Source organism: Streptomyces sp. R11 (assembly GCF_041051905.1).
Taxonomy (GTDB): Bacteria; Actinomycetota; Actinomycetes; order Streptomycetales; family Streptomycetaceae; genus Streptomyces.
Map to the genome: position 1 here is coordinate 9,214,214 of NZ_CP163432.1, position 15,285 is coordinate 9,229,498.

General features: G+C 68.8%; 22 protein-coding genes and 3 pseudogenes. 10 read left to right on the forward strand and 15 right to left on the reverse strand.

Annotated features, from left to right (window positions below; all coding sequences use genetic code 11):
* Nucleotides 1–208 precede the first annotated feature (208 nt).
* The 8 genes and pseudogenes from AB5J55_RS42595 to AB5J55_RS42630 all read right to left on the reverse strand — a co-directional run bounded on the left by AB5J55_RS42595 (nucleotide 209) and on the right by AB5J55_RS42630 (nucleotide 3,444).
* Nucleotides 209–409: a nuclear transport factor 2 family protein gene (locus tag AB5J55_RS42595; protein WP_369275756.1), complete on the reverse strand. Its 201-nt coding sequence runs from the start codon at nucleotides 407–409 to the stop codon at nucleotides 209–211.
* A gap of 156 nt (nucleotides 410–565) precedes the next feature.
* Nucleotides 566–731: pseudogene (locus AB5J55_RS42600) on the reverse strand (ADP-ribosylglycohydrolase family protein); the annotation flags it as partial.
* 116 nt (nucleotides 732–847) lie between these two features.
* Nucleotides 848–976 carry a DUF6207 family protein gene (locus AB5J55_RS42605; RefSeq protein ID WP_369276466.1) on the reverse strand — a complete coding sequence of 43 codons (129 nt, stop codon included), beginning with the start codon at nucleotides 974–976 and terminating at the stop codon, nucleotides 848–850.
* A complete protein-coding gene (locus AB5J55_RS42610; protein ID WP_369275757.1) occupies nucleotides 939–1,094 on the reverse strand; it encodes a DUF6207 family protein in 156 nt (51 codons plus the stop codon). The genes AB5J55_RS42605 and AB5J55_RS42610 overlap by 38 nt, the downstream gene beginning before the upstream one ends.
* A gap of 86 nt (nucleotides 1,095–1,180) precedes the next feature.
* Entirely contained in the window at nucleotides 1,181–1,399 is a 219-nt protein-coding gene (locus AB5J55_RS42615; protein WP_369275758.1) for a hypothetical protein, read from the reverse strand.
* The gene (locus AB5J55_RS42620) at nucleotides 1,338–1,772 is read right to left on the reverse strand and encodes a DUF6233 domain-containing protein (RefSeq protein ID WP_369276467.1); all 435 of its coding nucleotides are present in this window, start codon (nucleotides 1,770–1,772) and stop codon (nucleotides 1,338–1,340) included. Before AB5J55_RS42620 ends, AB5J55_RS42615 begins: the two co-directional genes overlap by 62 nt.
* 9 nt (nucleotides 1,773–1,781) lie before the next feature.
* A pseudogene (locus AB5J55_RS42625) lies at nucleotides 1,782–2,224 on the reverse strand (ISAzo13 family transposase); the annotation flags it as partial.
* A 293-nt stretch (nucleotides 2,225–2,517) separates the two neighbouring features.
* A complete protein-coding gene (locus tag AB5J55_RS42630) occupies nucleotides 2,518–3,444 on the reverse strand; it encodes a helix-turn-helix domain-containing protein (protein WP_369275759.1) in 927 nt (308 codons plus the stop codon).
* Between the two features lie 236 nt (nucleotides 3,445–3,680).
* On the opposite strand from AB5J55_RS42630, the gene AB5J55_RS42635 reads away from it, so the two are divergent.
* The 4 genes from AB5J55_RS42635 to AB5J55_RS42650 all read left to right on the forward strand — a co-directional run bounded on the left by AB5J55_RS42635 (nucleotide 3,681) and on the right by AB5J55_RS42650 (nucleotide 6,298).
* Nucleotides 3,681–4,076 (forward strand): hypothetical protein, encoded by a 396-nt coding sequence (locus tag AB5J55_RS42635; RefSeq protein WP_369275760.1) that lies wholly within the window; start codon nucleotides 3,681–3,683, stop codon nucleotides 4,074–4,076.
* 71 nt (nucleotides 4,077–4,147) lie between these two features.
* On the forward strand, nucleotides 4,148–4,597 hold the full coding sequence (locus tag AB5J55_RS42640) for a hypothetical protein (protein WP_369275761.1): 450 nt from the start codon (nucleotides 4,148–4,150) through the stop codon (nucleotides 4,595–4,597).
* A 548-nt stretch (nucleotides 4,598–5,145) separates the two neighbouring features.
* A complete protein-coding gene (locus AB5J55_RS42645; RefSeq protein WP_369275762.1) occupies nucleotides 5,146–5,940 on the forward strand; it encodes a hypothetical protein in 795 nt (264 codons plus the stop codon).
* A 223-nt stretch (nucleotides 5,941–6,163) separates the two neighbouring features.
* Entirely contained in the window at nucleotides 6,164–6,298 is a 135-nt protein-coding gene (locus AB5J55_RS42650; protein WP_369275763.1) for a hypothetical protein, read from the forward strand.
* A gap of 130 nt (nucleotides 6,299–6,428) precedes the next feature.
* On the opposite strand, the gene AB5J55_RS42655 is transcribed toward AB5J55_RS42650, so the two are convergent.
* Both AB5J55_RS42655 and AB5J55_RS42660 read right to left on the reverse strand, forming a co-directional pair.
* The gene (locus AB5J55_RS42655; RefSeq protein ID WP_369275764.1) at nucleotides 6,429–7,478 is read right to left on the reverse strand and encodes a hypothetical protein; all 1,050 of its coding nucleotides are present in this window, start codon (nucleotides 7,476–7,478) and stop codon (nucleotides 6,429–6,431) included.
* Between the two features lie 19 nt (nucleotides 7,479–7,497).
* Nucleotides 7,498–7,776, reverse strand: coding sequence for a hypothetical protein (locus AB5J55_RS42660; RefSeq protein ID WP_369275765.1), 279 nt, complete (start codon nucleotides 7,774–7,776; stop codon nucleotides 7,498–7,500).
* A gap of 804 nt (nucleotides 7,777–8,580) precedes the next feature.
* On the opposite strand from AB5J55_RS42660, the gene AB5J55_RS42665 reads away from it, so the two are divergent.
* Nucleotides 8,581–8,853, forward strand: coding sequence for a hypothetical protein (locus AB5J55_RS42665; protein WP_369275766.1), 273 nt, complete (start codon nucleotides 8,581–8,583; stop codon nucleotides 8,851–8,853).
* Complete coding sequence (locus tag AB5J55_RS42670; RefSeq protein ID WP_369275767.1) at nucleotides 8,840–9,514, forward strand: hypothetical protein; 675 nt, start codon at nucleotides 8,840–8,842, stop codon at nucleotides 9,512–9,514. Before AB5J55_RS42665 ends, AB5J55_RS42670 begins: the two co-directional genes overlap by 14 nt.
* 213 nt (nucleotides 9,515–9,727) lie before the next feature.
* Here the strand turns inward: AB5J55_RS42670 and AB5J55_RS42675 are convergent, their stop codons facing one another.
* Nucleotides 9,728–10,243, reverse strand: coding sequence for a hypothetical protein (locus AB5J55_RS42675; protein WP_369275768.1), 516 nt, complete (start codon nucleotides 10,241–10,243; stop codon nucleotides 9,728–9,730).
* Nucleotides 10,244–10,392: 149 nt separating this feature from the next.
* Here AB5J55_RS42675 and AB5J55_RS42680 point away from each other — a divergent pair, with 149 nt between their 5' ends.
* Nucleotides 10,393–11,001, forward strand: coding sequence for an ATP-binding protein (locus tag AB5J55_RS42680; protein WP_369275769.1), 609 nt, complete (start codon nucleotides 10,393–10,395; stop codon nucleotides 10,999–11,001).
* A 218-nt stretch (nucleotides 11,002–11,219) separates the two neighbouring features.
* On the opposite strand, the pseudogene AB5J55_RS42685 reads toward AB5J55_RS42680, so the two are convergent.
* Nucleotides 11,220–12,142: pseudogene (locus tag AB5J55_RS42685) on the reverse strand (IS701 family transposase).
* Nucleotides 12,143–12,308: 166 nt separating this feature from the next.
* Between AB5J55_RS42685 and AB5J55_RS42690 the strand changes: the two are divergent.
* Nucleotides 12,309–12,713, forward strand: coding sequence for a type II toxin-antitoxin system PemK/MazF family toxin (locus AB5J55_RS42690; RefSeq protein ID WP_266552357.1), 405 nt, complete (start codon nucleotides 12,309–12,311; stop codon nucleotides 12,711–12,713).
* 105 nt (nucleotides 12,714–12,818) lie between these two features.
* Here the strand turns inward: AB5J55_RS42690 and AB5J55_RS42695 are convergent, their stop codons facing one another.
* Together AB5J55_RS42695 and AB5J55_RS42700 are read right to left on the reverse strand one after the other, a co-directional pair.
* Nucleotides 12,819–13,172 carry a hypothetical protein gene (locus AB5J55_RS42695; protein ID WP_369275770.1) on the reverse strand — a complete coding sequence of 118 codons (354 nt, stop codon included), beginning with the start codon at nucleotides 13,170–13,172 and terminating at the stop codon, nucleotides 12,819–12,821.
* 67 nt (nucleotides 13,173–13,239) lie between these two features.
* Nucleotides 13,240–13,809 carry a TetR/AcrR family transcriptional regulator gene (locus AB5J55_RS42700; RefSeq protein ID WP_369275771.1) on the reverse strand — a complete coding sequence of 190 codons (570 nt, stop codon included), beginning with the start codon at nucleotides 13,807–13,809 and terminating at the stop codon, nucleotides 13,240–13,242.
* A gap of 121 nt (nucleotides 13,810–13,930) precedes the next feature.
* Here AB5J55_RS42700 and AB5J55_RS42705 point away from each other — a divergent pair, with 121 nt between their 5' ends.
* The gene (locus tag AB5J55_RS42705; protein ID WP_369275772.1) at nucleotides 13,931–14,080 is read left to right on the forward strand and encodes a hypothetical protein; all 150 of its coding nucleotides are present in this window, start codon (nucleotides 13,931–13,933) and stop codon (nucleotides 14,078–14,080) included.
* Nucleotides 14,077–14,604, forward strand: a complete 528-nt coding sequence (locus AB5J55_RS42710) for a hypothetical protein (protein ID WP_369275773.1) — start codon at nucleotides 14,077–14,079, stop codon at nucleotides 14,602–14,604. The genes AB5J55_RS42705 and AB5J55_RS42710 overlap by 4 nt, the downstream gene beginning before the upstream one ends.
* A 116-nt stretch (nucleotides 14,605–14,720) precedes the next feature.
* Here AB5J55_RS42710 and AB5J55_RS42715 read toward each other — a convergent pair whose 3' ends face one another.
* Nucleotides 14,721–15,233, reverse strand: a complete 513-nt coding sequence (locus tag AB5J55_RS42715) for a DUF4396 domain-containing protein (protein ID WP_369275774.1) — start codon at nucleotides 15,231–15,233, stop codon at nucleotides 14,721–14,723.
* Nucleotides 15,234–15,285: the final 52 nt, after the last annotated feature.

The following is a 15,285-nucleotide window of genomic DNA, read 5'->3' on the forward strand; positions in this document are numbered from 1 at the left end:
CGGTCCTACGACCAGAATTCGTCGTACGCGCGCGAGTCGACAGGGAGGACCCAGCTCTCGCTGATCCTGTTGTCCCTCAAGTGGAAGACGAGGGCGAGGCCAAGATCAAGCTCCTTGGCCTCACGTGACGCCGTGACATGGAGCAGAGCAACCGTGTGGTCATCGTTTGCGAGGACATCGTGGAGCTGCGCGCGGTACGTGCCACCCGTCAGCTCGAACTCCCGGCCGAGCAACGCGAAGGTGTCCCCGCGCCCCTGGTAGGCCCCTGGTAGTCACCTGTCAGCAGGTTCCTGCCCCCGATGTGCCAGACCACATCGGGGTGGAATTCCTGCGCCAGTGCATCCATGTCGCCGACCGAGAAGGCGGCCAGGACACGGTGGAACACGGCGATGTGTGGGTGATCGGTCATCAGGGCCTCCTGCTCTCCCTGGCAACGTACGCACCGGGACCCGCGCAGTGGCACTTTGGCGTCGGACATTGGGCCGAACGCCACACAGGGCCGTAGCAACCGAGTCTCAGTTCTGAGTGGTTTCGAGGCAGTGTGCAAGGTGGAGCAGATCTGCCAGTCCAGCCCGTAGTACGCCCCCGCGAGGCCTCCGGTCACCGCGGCGACGGTGTCTGTGTCGCCGCCGAGGTCGATCGCCGCGCGTATCGCGTCTTCGAAGCTGGTGGTGGTGCGCAGGGCCCAGAGGGCAGAGCCCAGGCAGGGGCCAGACGGCACCGTTGAACTCCAGCCTGCGCGCGAGCTCAGCCTTGATATCTGTCGCCAGGTGACCGGTCGCACCCCATAGGTTGAGACCCCGGCTACGGGGCCGGTCATGCTGGCGCTGACAGCATCCACCGTCGGTCAGCCGGTCACCAGGTTTGGGCCCCTCCGGGTAGTACCTGTGTCAGTTTCCTGCCGCAGGTCCAGGAAGCAGGGCAGCCGTACACCGGGCTCACCGGGCTGCCGGGTCGTACCGGTCCGCCGGCGCAGTCGCCCACTGCGCGGCGATCAGCTCCTGGACGGCGAAGGCGGTCTGGTCGTCGCTGGCCGCGACCTCCACGACGGCCAGCCCCGGCTTTGCTACGTGTGCTTCGTTGATCGGCCTCATGCGCGGCACGGCACGACGCGTCGCCGCCCGCAGAAGTTCTTCCACTTCGGCGGCTTCACCCGGCCGAGTCGGGCGCCATCCGTTCGTCAGGCGGGGGCGCGGTCGGGCTGACGGCTGCTGACGTATCGCACGCCTGGGCCCCACTTCTCCAGGGTGCGGCTCATGCACCGCTGGCACAGCGGCTGGCCGCCGCGGCCGTACTTGTGCGTCTTGCGGTGGCATGTGGAGCACGGCCCGACCTGGTCACCGGGGCAGACAAGCGCGGACAGGTCCGGCTCGGTGACCGCGGGCGGGGGAGTTGCCATCGCATTTCCTTCTGGGTGACACGTACCCACCACCTCGACCGCAGGACAGCCCGCCCCTTGGCACGGCTGTTCGAGCCGAGCTCCCGACCGCATGGGTGTCTAAGTCGAGGATGTGCAGCCGGGTGTCGTGCTGGCAGTGGATGCAGGCCCGCAGTCCCGCGGCGAGCAGTCGGCGGGCTTCCTCGCGGCTGACGGGGCGGCGCCGGTGGCCGGCCATGTGGCAGTCGCCGGCATGGACTTCGATGGGCGGTCGTCCGTCACCGATGCCGAGTTCGACGATCCACTCCGGCGGCCGCGGCCGGCTGCGCCGGCCGTGTTCCTGTTCTGCCTGCCGCTTCTGAAGGGCTGCGATCTTATGGTCGATGCGCTCCACCCACAGGGTGTGTTCGCGGGCCTGCTCGTTGAGATAGCGGGAACTGGGCGTCGCGGTCCGGGTGCTGGCTGCCCTCGATCGTCTTGGCGTTGGCTTGCAGGCTGAAGCCTTCCTCCCGCAGCAGGTCGGCGAAGGTGTCGGCACTGACGCGGTGCCCGGCCCGGGTCAGCTCCTGCGCAAGCGTGCGGGTGGACTTCACCGTCCACCGCAGCGGCGACATCGGGGTCGCCTCGCACATCCGGCTCGACCAGCGCCAACAGTGCCGGCCGCAGCCCTGGATTCATATCCGCGACCCGTTTGCGGCCGCCGCCCGGACGCCGCACCCGCCCCAGTGGCTCCTCACCCGCCTCGAGTTCGAACACGCCCTTGCGGACCGTCGTCTCGCTGACTGCAGCCGCCTGTGCCGCGGCCCGGACACCGCCGTGTCCCAGCGACCGGGCCTCCGCAGCCATCAGCAACCGTCGCTGCCGCTCGTTCAGGTGTGGGAGTAACACCGCGAACCTCACAGCGAGTTGATCACGAGTCTCGTCCGGGATGCGCCTACCACATCAACGAGCCTCAGGACGGGAAGCAACACCTTGATTCCCTGCAAGCCCTTAGCTTGAGATTTAACCTGCAGATTCGAACACCTTTGACGGGCGCTTTCGCGCGCGATCAACGCGCCCACGCCGGGGTTGAATCGGGTGAAAACGCCCAGCCGGTACGGCAGAGGGTCGTGTTCGAACGGCGAGGTTAACTCTCAAGCTCACGGCGCCGACCGGATGACGAAGACCTGGCTGTCCTTCGGCCGGCACGGCTCCACCACGGCCTCGGCTCCCTCCGAGGTGTCCGCGTCACTGATGGCCACGCAGCCCCGGCCGTCGATACGCAGCGAGTACCGTCGGCTTCCGTCCGGCCCGGCCGGCGCGAGCCGGAACGGGGTCGTCTTCCCGCAGTCGTCCCACGGCTCCAGCAGCCCGGAACCCGGCCCCCCGGCCAGGGCCTTCAGACAGCCGGGGCCGTGGTCGGGGTGGTACCAGCGGATCCGGAAGGTGTTCCCGCCGAGCGGAACCAGCGTCGTCTCCTGGGGCGCGACCTCGTCGCACGGCCGCTGCACGGCGACCAGTGACTTGTACCGGCTGCTGTAACCGTCCGTCAGACAAAGGCCGTTCGCCAGGGCCGGACGGATCTGCACACGGCCCTTGGGTAACTGGGACCGCGCGTCGGCCGCGGCGAGGTCCCTGCCCCCGGCGCCCTTCGAGCCGCCGTCGTCCCGGGAGGGGACCAGAGCCCAGACGGCGGCGGCCAGGAGCGCCACCAGGACCACCGACGCCGGCAGGACGGGAACCCCGAACACCCGCGCACCGAGGCGGACGCCCCGCCTCGGATCCGCGCCTCTCTCTTCGGTGACCTCCCCTCGGGCGAGGCCGTCCCGGGCCGCCAGCCACTGCGCCGCCCGCTCGCCGTCCCCGCAGGCTCGTACGAAGGCGGTCAGCAGTTCCGGACGCGGCAGGGTCCGGCCGCGCAGCACATCGGCCAGGGTGCTGCGCGGCAACACCTCGCCGTGCTCGGCGGCACGCTCCTCCAACTGGCGGTACGTCAGTCCCGCCCGTTCCTTGAGCTCCCGCATGGCGGCGATGAACTCGGCGGTGTCACACGCCTGTTGGGGGCCCGCGTCCCCGCTGATCTCCATGTCGCACATCGTCGGCCCTGCTCGAACGGCCGCACAATCCCGTTTCCCGCCACGGTCCTCATGATCCGGACAAGACCCGAACAAGACCCGGACAAGGCGCTGACCAGGCCGGACAGTCAGTGGGCTGTCCGGGACAGCGATGGCTCTTGTCCCTGTCCGGCCCACCCCGGCAGGCTCGGTGCTGCCCCGGCCGGAGCACCCACCCACCCGACTCGTCGATCCCAGGGGGATACCTCATGCCCATGCGTCAGCGCATCGCCGCGACCGCGTTATCGGCCGTACTCGCGGGCGGCGCCCTCGGCTTCGCTCCGGCGGCCCAGGCACACGACATCGCGCCGGCTTCCTGCTACGGCAGCGCGAACAGCTACCTCAAGCCGGCCGGAACGTACTGGCTCCCGGCGGGCGATGTGTTCAGCACCTCAAGCGCGTGCGCCGACATCAACATCAAGCCCAACACGAACCGCTACGTGAAGGTCTGCTTCGAGACCAACGGCCGCCTGGAGTGCCAGGCGAACTACACCCTCGCCCGCGCCGGGCAGTGGAACGTCATCGCGAGGAACGTGCGGGACGGCGCCCTGTTCGCCTTCGAGTTCCGCTCGGACGCGAAGTCCACCGGCAGCTGGGCCGCCTGACCCGCGGGCACCGACACCCACACCAGCACTGCCACCGACCACCAGGAAAACCGATGAAAAGGACTCGAACGATGGCAAGAGGCACCTGGCGGGCCACGGCCTCGCTGACCGGAGTGACCACGGCCCTGTTCGCCCTCGGCGTCGCGCTGCCGGCCCAGGCCCACGCCGCCGTCCGCTGCGAGACGGTGCGCGCCACCGTGGCCAACTCCCAGGGGCTGTCCGGCGGCACCGTGCGGGCGACCGTGTGCAAGCCCAGCAGCGGACACGCCTACTTCGACGACGGCTACTACAACTACGTACAGGACCACCAGGCCGACGGTGCCGCGGCCCGCGCGTACGTCGTGGACGCGAACGGCCGCTACGGCCCGCTCGCAGTGGACGACACCTCCACCTCCGGTGGGGCGCCCATTTCCTGGGAGTCCAACGGGGCGGGCAGCGGGACGGTCCGTGTGTACGTCTGCCTGGGCAAGAAGTACCCGTGGGACAGCGGGTCTCGCTGCGCCTCGGACTCCATGAGCTAGATCCGTAGGAGAACAACGGGGGAAACCGGGGGACGGGGGCCGGGCTGCTAGAGCAGCCCGGCCCCCGCGAGGAACTTGCCCACCCGCTCCACCTTTTCCGGCGACAGCGGCACCTTAGCTTGGCGTCTAAGGTCCGCCCGTGGTCAGCTCGTTGAGCTGACCACGGGCTTCGTCGTTCTGCAGACCGCAGGGCGGCCTTTGCGTGATCATGTCTTCTCGCTGAAGTCGACGTTGATCACAACAAAGAGCACTCAGCCTTGCGCGACCTCAGCCGAGCCCTACCCGAGGCCGCGATCAGTCGGCTACTCGACATCAGCGTCGTCCCCGTCGACCGCTGGAAGGTCGGCGGCCAATGGGCGAGCTACGCGCCCGTCGTGGCGCAACGCTGATAGTCCGTACCTCTAGGAGCTGCTCGCCCCGGCGCGCGGAAGTGGGATGTCTTCTCCTACGGGTTCGCGGCATGCTGGAGCAGCGCCGGGCACGTGGCTTAAGGCAGCGGGGGGTGTGTGACTGTGCGACATTATCCGCCGTTTCCGGGAGCGGTCGCTGTGGCAGTGCCGTTGGCCGAGGTGGTTGGGCTGGTGGTGGTGCTCAGCTCCGCGCATCGCGGCGAGGACGCGTGGTTGATCTGGGTCGCTGCCGTGCTGGCGCTTGCCGGGGCCAGCGGCGCGGCGTTCGTCCATGGGCTGCGGCGGTGGGCTGAGTTCAGGGAGTTCGGAGGCGTTTCGTGGTCGGCCGTGGTGCGGCCACTGCTGCCGGTGTATGTGATCGGCGTTGTGCTCTTGGTCCCGCTGCTCCTGAGGGACTTTGACGCATGGCGGGGCGCGGTTCTGATCGTGCTGGCGTCGGCGGGGCTGTCGCCAGCCGCGGCAACGATGGTCGCTGTGGGACGTACGACCGCGGTGCGCGCTGATGTGGCTGCGGCCGCACCGGGTCTGCAGGTGGATCATCTGATCCGGGCTGGTCGGCTGCTGCAGTCTTTGCTCTCCGTAGGGGGCGGGATCGTGGCATTGCTGGTGGTTGTAGAGGCGACCAGTCAGCGGATGACTGGTCATGTCAGCGTCGAGACGACCTTGGTCTTCGGAGCGAACAGCTCGGCTCTCGTGGCGATCGTGTACGTCCCGATCGCGGCTCGGCTGCGGCAGCGCGGCATGGAGCTGGTGGACATCTGCCACCCCCTTGGGCCGGTGGGCCCCGGGGAGCTCGCTGACGTGTTGGATCAACGCTCAAGGATCGAGGCTGCGCTTCGGGTGGACCGCACGGTCTTCAGCGACATCCAGACGAACCTGGCGGTCGTTGGTCCGCTGCTCGCGGCTGCGGCATCAGTGTTCCTGTCCCGTTAGCGCCCATCGATCACCTACCGCGCCACGCTTCGGTTCGAGACCGACGCAGAATCGGTCCGATGCAGAGTCCCCCGATTGATCAGGGCCGGAGCAGGCTCCGGCGAGCACGCGATGGAGAGCCGGCCGGTCATCGACACGGCCCGTGGTGTGCTGATGACGGGCTTCGCCTGTGAGCGGCAGGACGCGCGGGAGATGCTGGTGGCATCTCCCACAGCGGGCCAACGTGAAACTGCGGACGGTCGCCGAGGCTGTCACGGCGACCGCGTCCGGGCAGCCGATGCCAGCCGAGCTGCAGGAGCACTTGGCGGCCGCCGTGCAGGCATGGCAGACCGGGCACCGGCGCGGCCCGGCCGGGTAGTCCAAGCGGCGCCTGACCCGGGAAGAGCTCCCGTACGCCGGTGCGACCGGCTGCCGACAGCTGGTGAGGGAGGTGCCAGCGATGCATGTCCGCTGTCTAAACTCTGGGGCCCGAAAAGAGGCGGGCGCGGTCACGTCGGGGCGGCGGAAGAATCAAGGCCCGTAGCAGGCGGAGGAGTTCGTGGCTCTGGGGCTCCGTACGCAGACGCGACGTCACCGTAGTTGCGCTGGAGGAGTTCCTCATGGCGCGGGCCGAAGTTCTCGCGCCATGTTCCTGTCCTGCCTTGGTGGAAGGTGAAGGAGTTCGGGTTGAAGATCTGCTCGGCGATGGTGGCGGGGTGGGCGGCGTGGTTGCCGAGGAAGTCGGCGATGCGGGCGACGGCGGCCTGCTGGGCGATGCTGGTGCCGCCGCCGTGAGGCCCGATGAGTTCCTCGAACGACACCTTGCACACGGCCGGGTGGCGCAGCAGCCACAGGGAACGGCGGGCCGTCTCCATGCCGGGGAAGCCGGGGTCGGTCAGGGCGAGGTGGAGTCGGGCGTCCATGTCGGGCAGGGAGCGCAGGATGTCGCGGTAGACGCGGTGGTCGGGGAAGGTGCCCACCGGGTCGGGCCGGTCCGGTGGCGCGTCGCGGATCAGGAAGTTGATGGTGGAGACGAGGATGTCCGGCAGGCTCCGGTAGTTGAAGATGATCCTCGGCCTGCCGGTGTCGAGCCAGGTGTTGAGGAAGGCGGGGTCGGCGGCGGTGAGGTCGAGCTGGTGGACGAACCAGCAGCACCGGCCGGGCAGCAGCTGGAAGTCGGCGGCCTCCGGTGCGCATAGCAGACGCCCCACCAGGCCGGCGTCCACCCCGGGAACGCCGGGCAGGGACAGCGGTGTGGGCGCCCCGAGCCGGATCGCCCACACCTTGTGCAGGGCCGCGACGACGGCCTCGAACGCTGCCGTCAGCGCCGTTCGGTCGTGGCCGCCGAGCAGCCGTGCGGCCTCCTCGGACCCGTAGGCGACCTCCAGGAGCCGCCGTACCTGTACCGGGTCGGCGAACTCCACGTCGACGGACGCCCGTACGGCGCCGAACGGCGCATAGCCCAGCGCCTTCATCACCTCACCGATCAGGTGGGTGCCGCTCTTGCGCAGCGACACCACCACCACGTGCGAGTCTGCTGCCACAACCGTCTCGGTCACCGCTGTCCTCCGTGCTCCGTCACGCGCCCAGCGGCCCGCCCAGCCCGGTGCCGTAGTCGGTGTTGGCGCACCTGTTGCGCTGGATGAGCAGCGGCGCCTGCACCAGGTTGGCGCCCAACGGGGCCACGCCCTCGTGGGTGCGGTCGGCCTGCGACTGCTGCCCGACGTTCGCGCAGTAGTTGTCGTGGGCCGGCAGTCCGATCGCGCCGATGCCACCCGCGGCGGCGGGAGCGGCGGAAGTACCGACGGCGGCGGCCGCGGCAAGGGCGAGAAGGGCGGCGCGAGACGAAAGATTCACAGGGAGATGTCCTTGTCGTGTGACTTCATCAGCTTGCATGACAAGAACGCTGTTGGGCCGTTCGCGGTAACTCAATGTCACCCGATCCGGTTGCGCGCCGTGCTGCTCTCGCTCCGCTCTGCTGACTCATGACCCGTCGGTGGACGTGTCCGAGTCGATGATGAAGCTCGGATCAGTCCCGAGCTGGACAGCCTCGCGATCGGAGAGCCCCACCGAGGCGACGAGGCTGCCCCTGCGCGTTTCGTAGGTGCCGCACCGGAGTGTGCCCCTGCTTCGCTGCATGCCGCTGTGTCGGCTGGATTACGTCGTGTCGCGGCTTTGCGGTCGGGTACGGCTTCGGCAACTAGCCGCCGGTGAGCGGGCTGTGGGGGTGGGGAAGACGAGCCGGGGCAATCGGGAGCGCACCCGGGACAAGGACACAAGACAGAATCATCGTTGCTGGCTATCGTCTGACGCCGAGGCGTCGCTGAGAGGGCGGTATGAGGATTGACGCCTGATTTGCTGCTTCGTTGAGGGTGGGCGGGCAGGTCGCGGCGACGCAGGGCGGCTTACGGCCGCGGATGGGTGAACAAGCCCTGCTCGGTCTCGGCCAGGATCCCGCGTTCGACGAGCCGCTTGAGTTTCAGGCGGGTTCCTGCGGGTCGACATCGACGGCGCGGCTTCCAAGGCCCGCGTCGACGCGGCACTGGGAGGGCGGGCTTGGCAGGATCTGCGGCGTCGCTACTTCGCCCTGGTACGCCGCCTGACCGGCGCCACCACGGTGCCCGCCCCGGTGTCGGTGCGGTACTGATCACCGGAGTCGGGGTGATCGCCGACCGGCTGGCCAGCCAGCGCCCCTACTGGCTGCCCAAGGCCCGGGCACCCGCGTTCGGAGCGGGCGCGCACTACGCCCAGGCCATCAATGACGCCCCGGGCGTGCTCGATGAGTCCGGTCTGGCCCGCATCACGCTGCCCGAGGTGCCTTTCACCCGAGCCCACGGCGGTCTTGCGGCGCCGAATGACCTGCAGGCCTCCCTGATCCAGCAAGTCATGCCCGTGCTGGGGGGAGAAGGGGCCGGGCATCGTGGTGGTCACTGATGCCACCGGCGGCGGGAAAACCGTCGCCGGACTGGAAGCCGCACGCATCTTCAACGCCGACGGCGACACCGCAGGGATCGCCTGGCTACCGCCCACCACCGCCACCACAGACGCCGCCTACGACGTCCTCGAAGCGTATGTGGCCGCGCACTGCCCCGATCATGCTCCGGTATCCCTGGTGCACAGCCACAGCTATCTCAACACCGCCTACACCGATCACCGCCTGGCCGCCCATGAGCCGTCGAGCACCGACGAGTTCTGGCCCGACTGCCTCGACGATGCCGACGATGCGGACGGGCCGGTGGAGCGGATCGAACAGCGGGTGACTGTCCCGGACGGCTGGCTGCGCGGTTGGGACAGGGCGCTGCTGGCCCAGTTCACGGTCGCCACCCACGACCAGGCTCTCGTGGCGGCCCTGCTGGTCCGCTTCAGCGCGCTGCGCCTGCTGGCGTTGTCCGGGCGGACCGTCATCTTCGACGAGGCCGATGCCCTCACCGCGTTCATGCAGCCACCGCTGAGCCGTCTGCTGCACTGCTCTACGCCAACTCGCTGCTCCAGCCGGACACCGCAGCCCGCGTCCGCGACGCCTTCCCCGTCCTGGGAAGCCTGGCCGGCCTCGCCGCCGAAGCGACCGTGTGCGCCCAGCTGCTGCAGACCGTGAGCCGTGGGGGCAACCTCCCCCTCGAAGACCGGCTCCGGGACTGGTCCGAGGGACTCCGTCGCCGCTGAGTCCGCCAAACCCCGCCGTGCCGCCTGGCCGTGTGTGGCTCAACAGCCCTGGTGCGCGGCGGCGAACGGTGGATCACAGACGCTTCGAGGATGCGGGAGGCACCCCCAGATCCGGGTCACCAGGGGCGCCGAAGAAGTGGGCGTCCTAGGCGACCAGCTTGTATCGCAGGCGGGCGAACTCGCTGGCCAGGTCCCAGACATCCTCACTGGACACCAGGCCGATGTCGGGACGACTGAGCCCCCTCGTTCCTTTGATGGTCCGCCACCCATGGACATCGTCGTCGTAAACCCAGCAGCTGTGGATGTACCGGTTGCGCTCCTCGAAGCTGGCCGTGCACAGGTCTAGGTCATGCAGCAGAGCGGCACGTGCTTGAGCGGGGATTCGTTCGTTGGCGGGGGCAGTCAGCCGGTTCTTGGCCTTGGTGATGAAGTGCTTCACCGTCTCGTGGGGCTTGTCTGTGTAGGGCCGTTCGACGCCACCGAGGTGGGCGTACAGGCCGTGCAGGATGTACTCGGTTTCGGCAGCGCGCTGCACGAGCACGCCCAGGCCGAGTGTCAAAGCTGCCTGCTCCTCGCTCATCCCTTCAAGCAGTTCGGCCGCGCCGGGAGGAATTTGCGCTACCTCGGGCTGGGGTGCGTCGGCGGGAGGCGGGATGGTCATGAGATCTTTCGGGGCTGTTGCTCGGGGCGGATAGTCGACTGCCGCCGTCAGGAAACGGTTGTACCGCCAAGCCGTAGATGCTGGGAGGCGTTACAGGGCGTTGATGCGGGATGGACAATCCGTTCCGGCCTGTTGAAGGATGCGCTGTTATGGCGGATCACGTACTTCTGGAAGCCGGGGACGACCTGGTGCGTCAGCTCTCGCACGAGCGAGAAGCCGTCAAGGCTGTCTTGGAGCTGGTGTGGAACTCCCTCGACGCCGACGCCACCAAAGTCGACGTGACCATCGAGCGATCTGGCACCACGGGCGTAGACAAGATCGTCGTTGCCGACAACGGCGACGGCATCACCCCGGAGAAGGCGCGGACTGCCTTCAAGCAGGTCGGCAATTCCGACAAGCGGGTGGGTGGCACAACCGACCGGCTGCAGCGTCCGCTCCATGGGAAGGCCGGCCGCGGACGCTTGCGGGCTTTCGCGCTGGGTGATGCGACGCGCTGGACGAGCACAGCTCGCGCAGTGGACGGCCAGCTGATGCGCACGACGATCGACTCGGAGATCAGCCGTCGGACGACGTGGCGGATCGACACGCAGCCGGTGCCTGGGACGGACAGCCCAGGCAGCATCGACCACAACCCCTCCCTCGAACAGGCCCTTGCCTACCTCCGGCACCGCCACGGCGATCTTCTTCCCGACCAACTGCGGCAGTCGGCCGCAGTTCCCACGCCGCGCTCAGGAGCAGCCCATAATCCCGCTGTCTGATCCGGCCCGGGCGGAGGTCTGGGTCCGCCCAAGAGCCCTCCACGCCAGACCATCGCCCCGACCACGGGTCCGACCGTGCCGTGTCGGAGGACGGACGCGAGCTGCGGCTCGCCCTGGACGACGTCCTGGACCTGGTCGTGCGCGCGACCGGCGACCAACTCCAGATCGTGGGCACCGATCGCAGGGCGACACGGTGACCAGCCCGCCCGGCCGCCGCTTCACCTCATAAGGCCCCGTGTTGCGCTGAGGGTTGCGGCAGATGTTGCGCTGAGTGTTGCGGTAGGGGTTGCGCCGGCCTTCGCAGCGCCCTGGAGTCCGCCCAGGTCACCACGGGTGTACGGCGTGGTCGGGCCGCTGACATCCCCGTTGCGACCCCCTTCGCCCATGCCCTGGCTGGAGTTGAGGATGAGGGAGGGCGGGATGGGCGGCGCGGACGCAGCCGGGGATCGGGCGCGCTCAACGGCCAGCATGTCGGCGCGGAACTTCCCGGCGCCTGTGGTGACTTCGTGCGAGCAGGCCACCGCGAGGACGTAGCCGGTGCCACGTTCCTCCAGCGCGGCGCGCAGCCTCGGGTTGCCGCCGTAGACCTCGTCTCCCGCGACCCAGGCGGCCCGGTGGCCGGCGTCGAGGAATCGGGTGACCATGCGAGCGGCCAGCTCCGGCTTGGTCGCGAACTCCGTCTTGTCGCCAAGGCCGGCTGCCCGGCAGCGGTCGGGGTCGGAGCCCAGGAACGCGGAACGTACAGTTCCCGGTCCGCCGCGGCGTGCCCGCGGCGGCCGGCGTAGACCAGATAGACGGCGACCTGGGCGTTCTCGATCCTGCCCGCGGTGCCGGTGTACTGCCGCTGAGCACCGACAGTGTCGGTGCCCTGCTTCACGTCGCCGGTCTCGTCGACAACCAGGACTGCCTCGTCGTCGTGCAAATGCTCGATCACGTAGGCGCGCACGTCGTCGTGGACCTGGTCGGCGTCCCACTTGGCCCGCCCGAGCAGGTGCTGCATGCCGTCCGGGGTTTTGTCCCCGGCCCACTCGGCGATGGTCCAGCAGTTCTTGCGCGGCAGGTCGGACAGCAGGACGAGTACCAACTTCCGGGCCCGGCGCCGGGATTCCACCCGCGTGAACCGTCCCGCTATCCGGCTCATCAGGCCCTCGAACGCTTCCTGCCAGCGGGCAGGGTCTACGCTGTGACCTGCGGCCACTGCATGATCGTTTGTCTTCACACACCGATGATCAACGGTGGCCGCGCCCGTCTCCACAGCGCGTCAGGGTCGCGCAGTGTCTGCCTGCCGTCCTGTATTTGGAGGACTTGTGCAACGTGGCGAAGTCTGGTGGGTTCAGTTCGACGAGCGGAGGTTGGTCGTACTGCTGTCGGGAGAGGACACGTCCGGGATCCGGGTGATGCAGGTCGTTGCTCCGGCGGGCGTCGACATCAGCGGTCTGGGCATCGAAGTGATGGTGGGCGCCGGTGAAGGACTCCCGTTCGAAGGCGTGCTGAGGCTCGCGTTCCCGCGTCCAGGCTTCACCCCGTGCACGTGGCTGACCACTGTGTCCCGGGACGACCTGATAGAGCGCGAGGCCGTCCTGTCCTCCCTGAAGCTCAGCGAGATTGACGATGCCCTCCGACTCGCTGAACAAGCGCACGAGCGTACCCCGGCAACGACCGCGAAGCTCAGCGAGATACGGGACGCCCTCCGTCTCGGTGAACTCGGGTAGACGAAGAAGGAGCCGACGCCCGTGATGGCGTGGGCGATCTCGGGCGAGATGATCCACGCTGGCCTCGGCGCCCCGCACCATCGAGATCACGATCTACGGCTGGAGCTAGAAGCCTTCCTTTCCGGTGATGCAGCGCTCCCCGAAGCAGCGCCATGTGACGTCGCCTTGGGGATTGATGTCGGCGTTGAACCCGGGATGCTCCTGCCAGACGCCTCGGATGAGGGTTTGGCAGTCGGGGCAAGGGCGGCGGGGGATGAGGTTCTTCTCTGACCGGCGGTAGATCCGCTGCATGTTGTCCATGCTGCGACCGTGGCACGGATTCGCCGTCTTGTCTGAGCCGCCTTCCCCCGATTGCAGGTCAGGCGGCATCTGCCGGGGCCGCGCGATGCGCCTGAACCTCATCTCCGCCTCACCGGCCGATACGGCCTCGGCAGCGAACGCGGCGACGGCGGTGTGCACTGTGCGGGAGTAAAGCAGGGCGTTGCGCCGCACACCTGGGCGCGAAGGGGCGGTGATCTTGCGTGGGTCAGGGAGCTGGGCGCAGGCCGTCCAGGGTGACGTCGACGAGGCGGGTCACGGCGGCTTGGGAGGTCAGGCCGACGGCGGCGGTCAGGGCATGGAGGCAGTATTGCGCGAGCTCGGCGGGTGGGACGTCGGCCCGCAGGTCGCCCGCTTGCGCGCCTTCGGTGATGAGGTCTTCCACGATGCCCCTCAGGTGCCGTTCGGCGTGGGTGATGTGCTCGCCCTGGTGCAGGTAGGTGGCGAGTTCGCCGCCGTGGCGTTGCCGGGCGATGGCCGCGTACGACCGAAGGACGGCTTCAAGGCGCTCGCTGGCTGTCCCTGCGCGGTCGCGGACTTCTGCCAAGTGCTGGAGGTGTCCGGTGATCTGGCGTTCGTGCCAGGCGAGGAGGACGGCGTCGACGTCGGAGAAGTACTTGTAGAGCGTCGCGCGCCCGATGCCGGTCCGCTCGGCGACCTGTGACATGGTCACCGACCGCAGGCCGCCCGCCTCCACCAGCTGGGCGGTGGCGTCCAGGATGGCCTCGCGCACGGCATGGCGGTGGGCGTCGATCGTCTCGTTCCACAGCTTCGGCACCCCCCAAGAATACGGACGTCCAGGAGTAGATACACTCCGCCGCAAGAGAGACGCTGTGTCTCGTAAAACAGGTACGGGGCCGGGGCGGTGACGCTCCGGGGTTGAACTTGTGGAGGACGCCATGGCCGGCTCACCGCCTCGTTCCGGGGCCGATGACGACGACGGGGCACCCCGCTGGGTGAAGGTGTCCGCAGTGGTCGCGGTCGTCCTGGTCGTGGTGTTCGTGATCGTGCACCTGGCCGGCGGCGGGATGCACGGGCACACACCGTGAGACCGTTCCCGTCGCGGCTGCGCAAGGTGACCCTCACCCTCCACGTCACCGCCTCGGTCGGCTGGCTGGGAGCGGTCGCCGCCTTCCTGGCACTGGCCGTCGCCGGGCTGTCCAGCAGCTCGCCCCAGACGGTGCAGGGCGCCTATGTGGCGATGGAGCTGGTGGGGTGGTCCGTGATCGTTCCACTCAGCATCGCCTCGCTGCTCACCGGCGTCCTCCAGTCGCTGGGCACCGCCTGGGGGCTGCTGCGCCACTACTGGGTCATCGCGAAACTGCTGATCACGGCGCTGGCCACGCTGCTTCTGCTGGTGCACATGCAGCCGGTCGGACACCTCGCCGACGCGGCGGCCAGGGCCACACTCGCGGGCGGCGACCTGGAAGGCATGCGCATCCAGCTGATCGCCGACGCTGCCGCCGCCCTGCTGGTCCTGCTCACCGCGGCCGCCCTGTCGGTGTTCAAGCCGCGCGGCGTGACCCGCTACGGGCGCCGCCGCCAGCGCGAGCAGAACCTCCTGCCGCACTGAAACCTGGCCCCGAGGCCGGTAGGCCGCCGGACATCGCCAGCTGACGCCGACCACCGCGAACGCGCCAGGGCGCACCCTCAAGGGGATGCGCCCCGGCGCGTTTGTGCTGCGAGAGGTCAGTGGTAGGCGTGGACGACAGCGTGGCCCTTGCCCCGGCCGATCATCCACTTGTTAACCGGAGTCGTGATCACGAAGGCGACGGCGAAGCCACCGAACAGCGCGGTCCAGAACAGGGCGTCGGACAGGTGGGCGTCCATCGCGCCACTGAGGGCGATGACGCCATTGTCGACGAGCTCCATGATCGCGATCGAGACGGTGTCCGCAGCCAGCGCCACCTTGACGGCGCTCTTGAAGTCCAGGCCCGCCCTGCGGAGGGCGAACAGGGTGAAGGAGTAGCCGAAGACGAACGCCAGGGTGATCGCCAAGACCAGGGTGGGCACGTTGCCCCACAGCAGGGCGGTGCCGATGACCATGCCGAGGATCTCGCCGATCGCGCATCCGGTCAGGCAGTGCAGCGTTGCCTTCGCCGCCGTTGCCCAGGACGCGCCGCCATGCCCACCGTGACTCCCGGCCGCCTGGTGTGCGGCGTGGTCGTGAGCGGTGCTGGTGTGGTGTGCGGTGTGGTCCATGACCGTCATCCCCATTCCCGTCCAGTGTGGCCCGATCCCGTGGCCCACACCA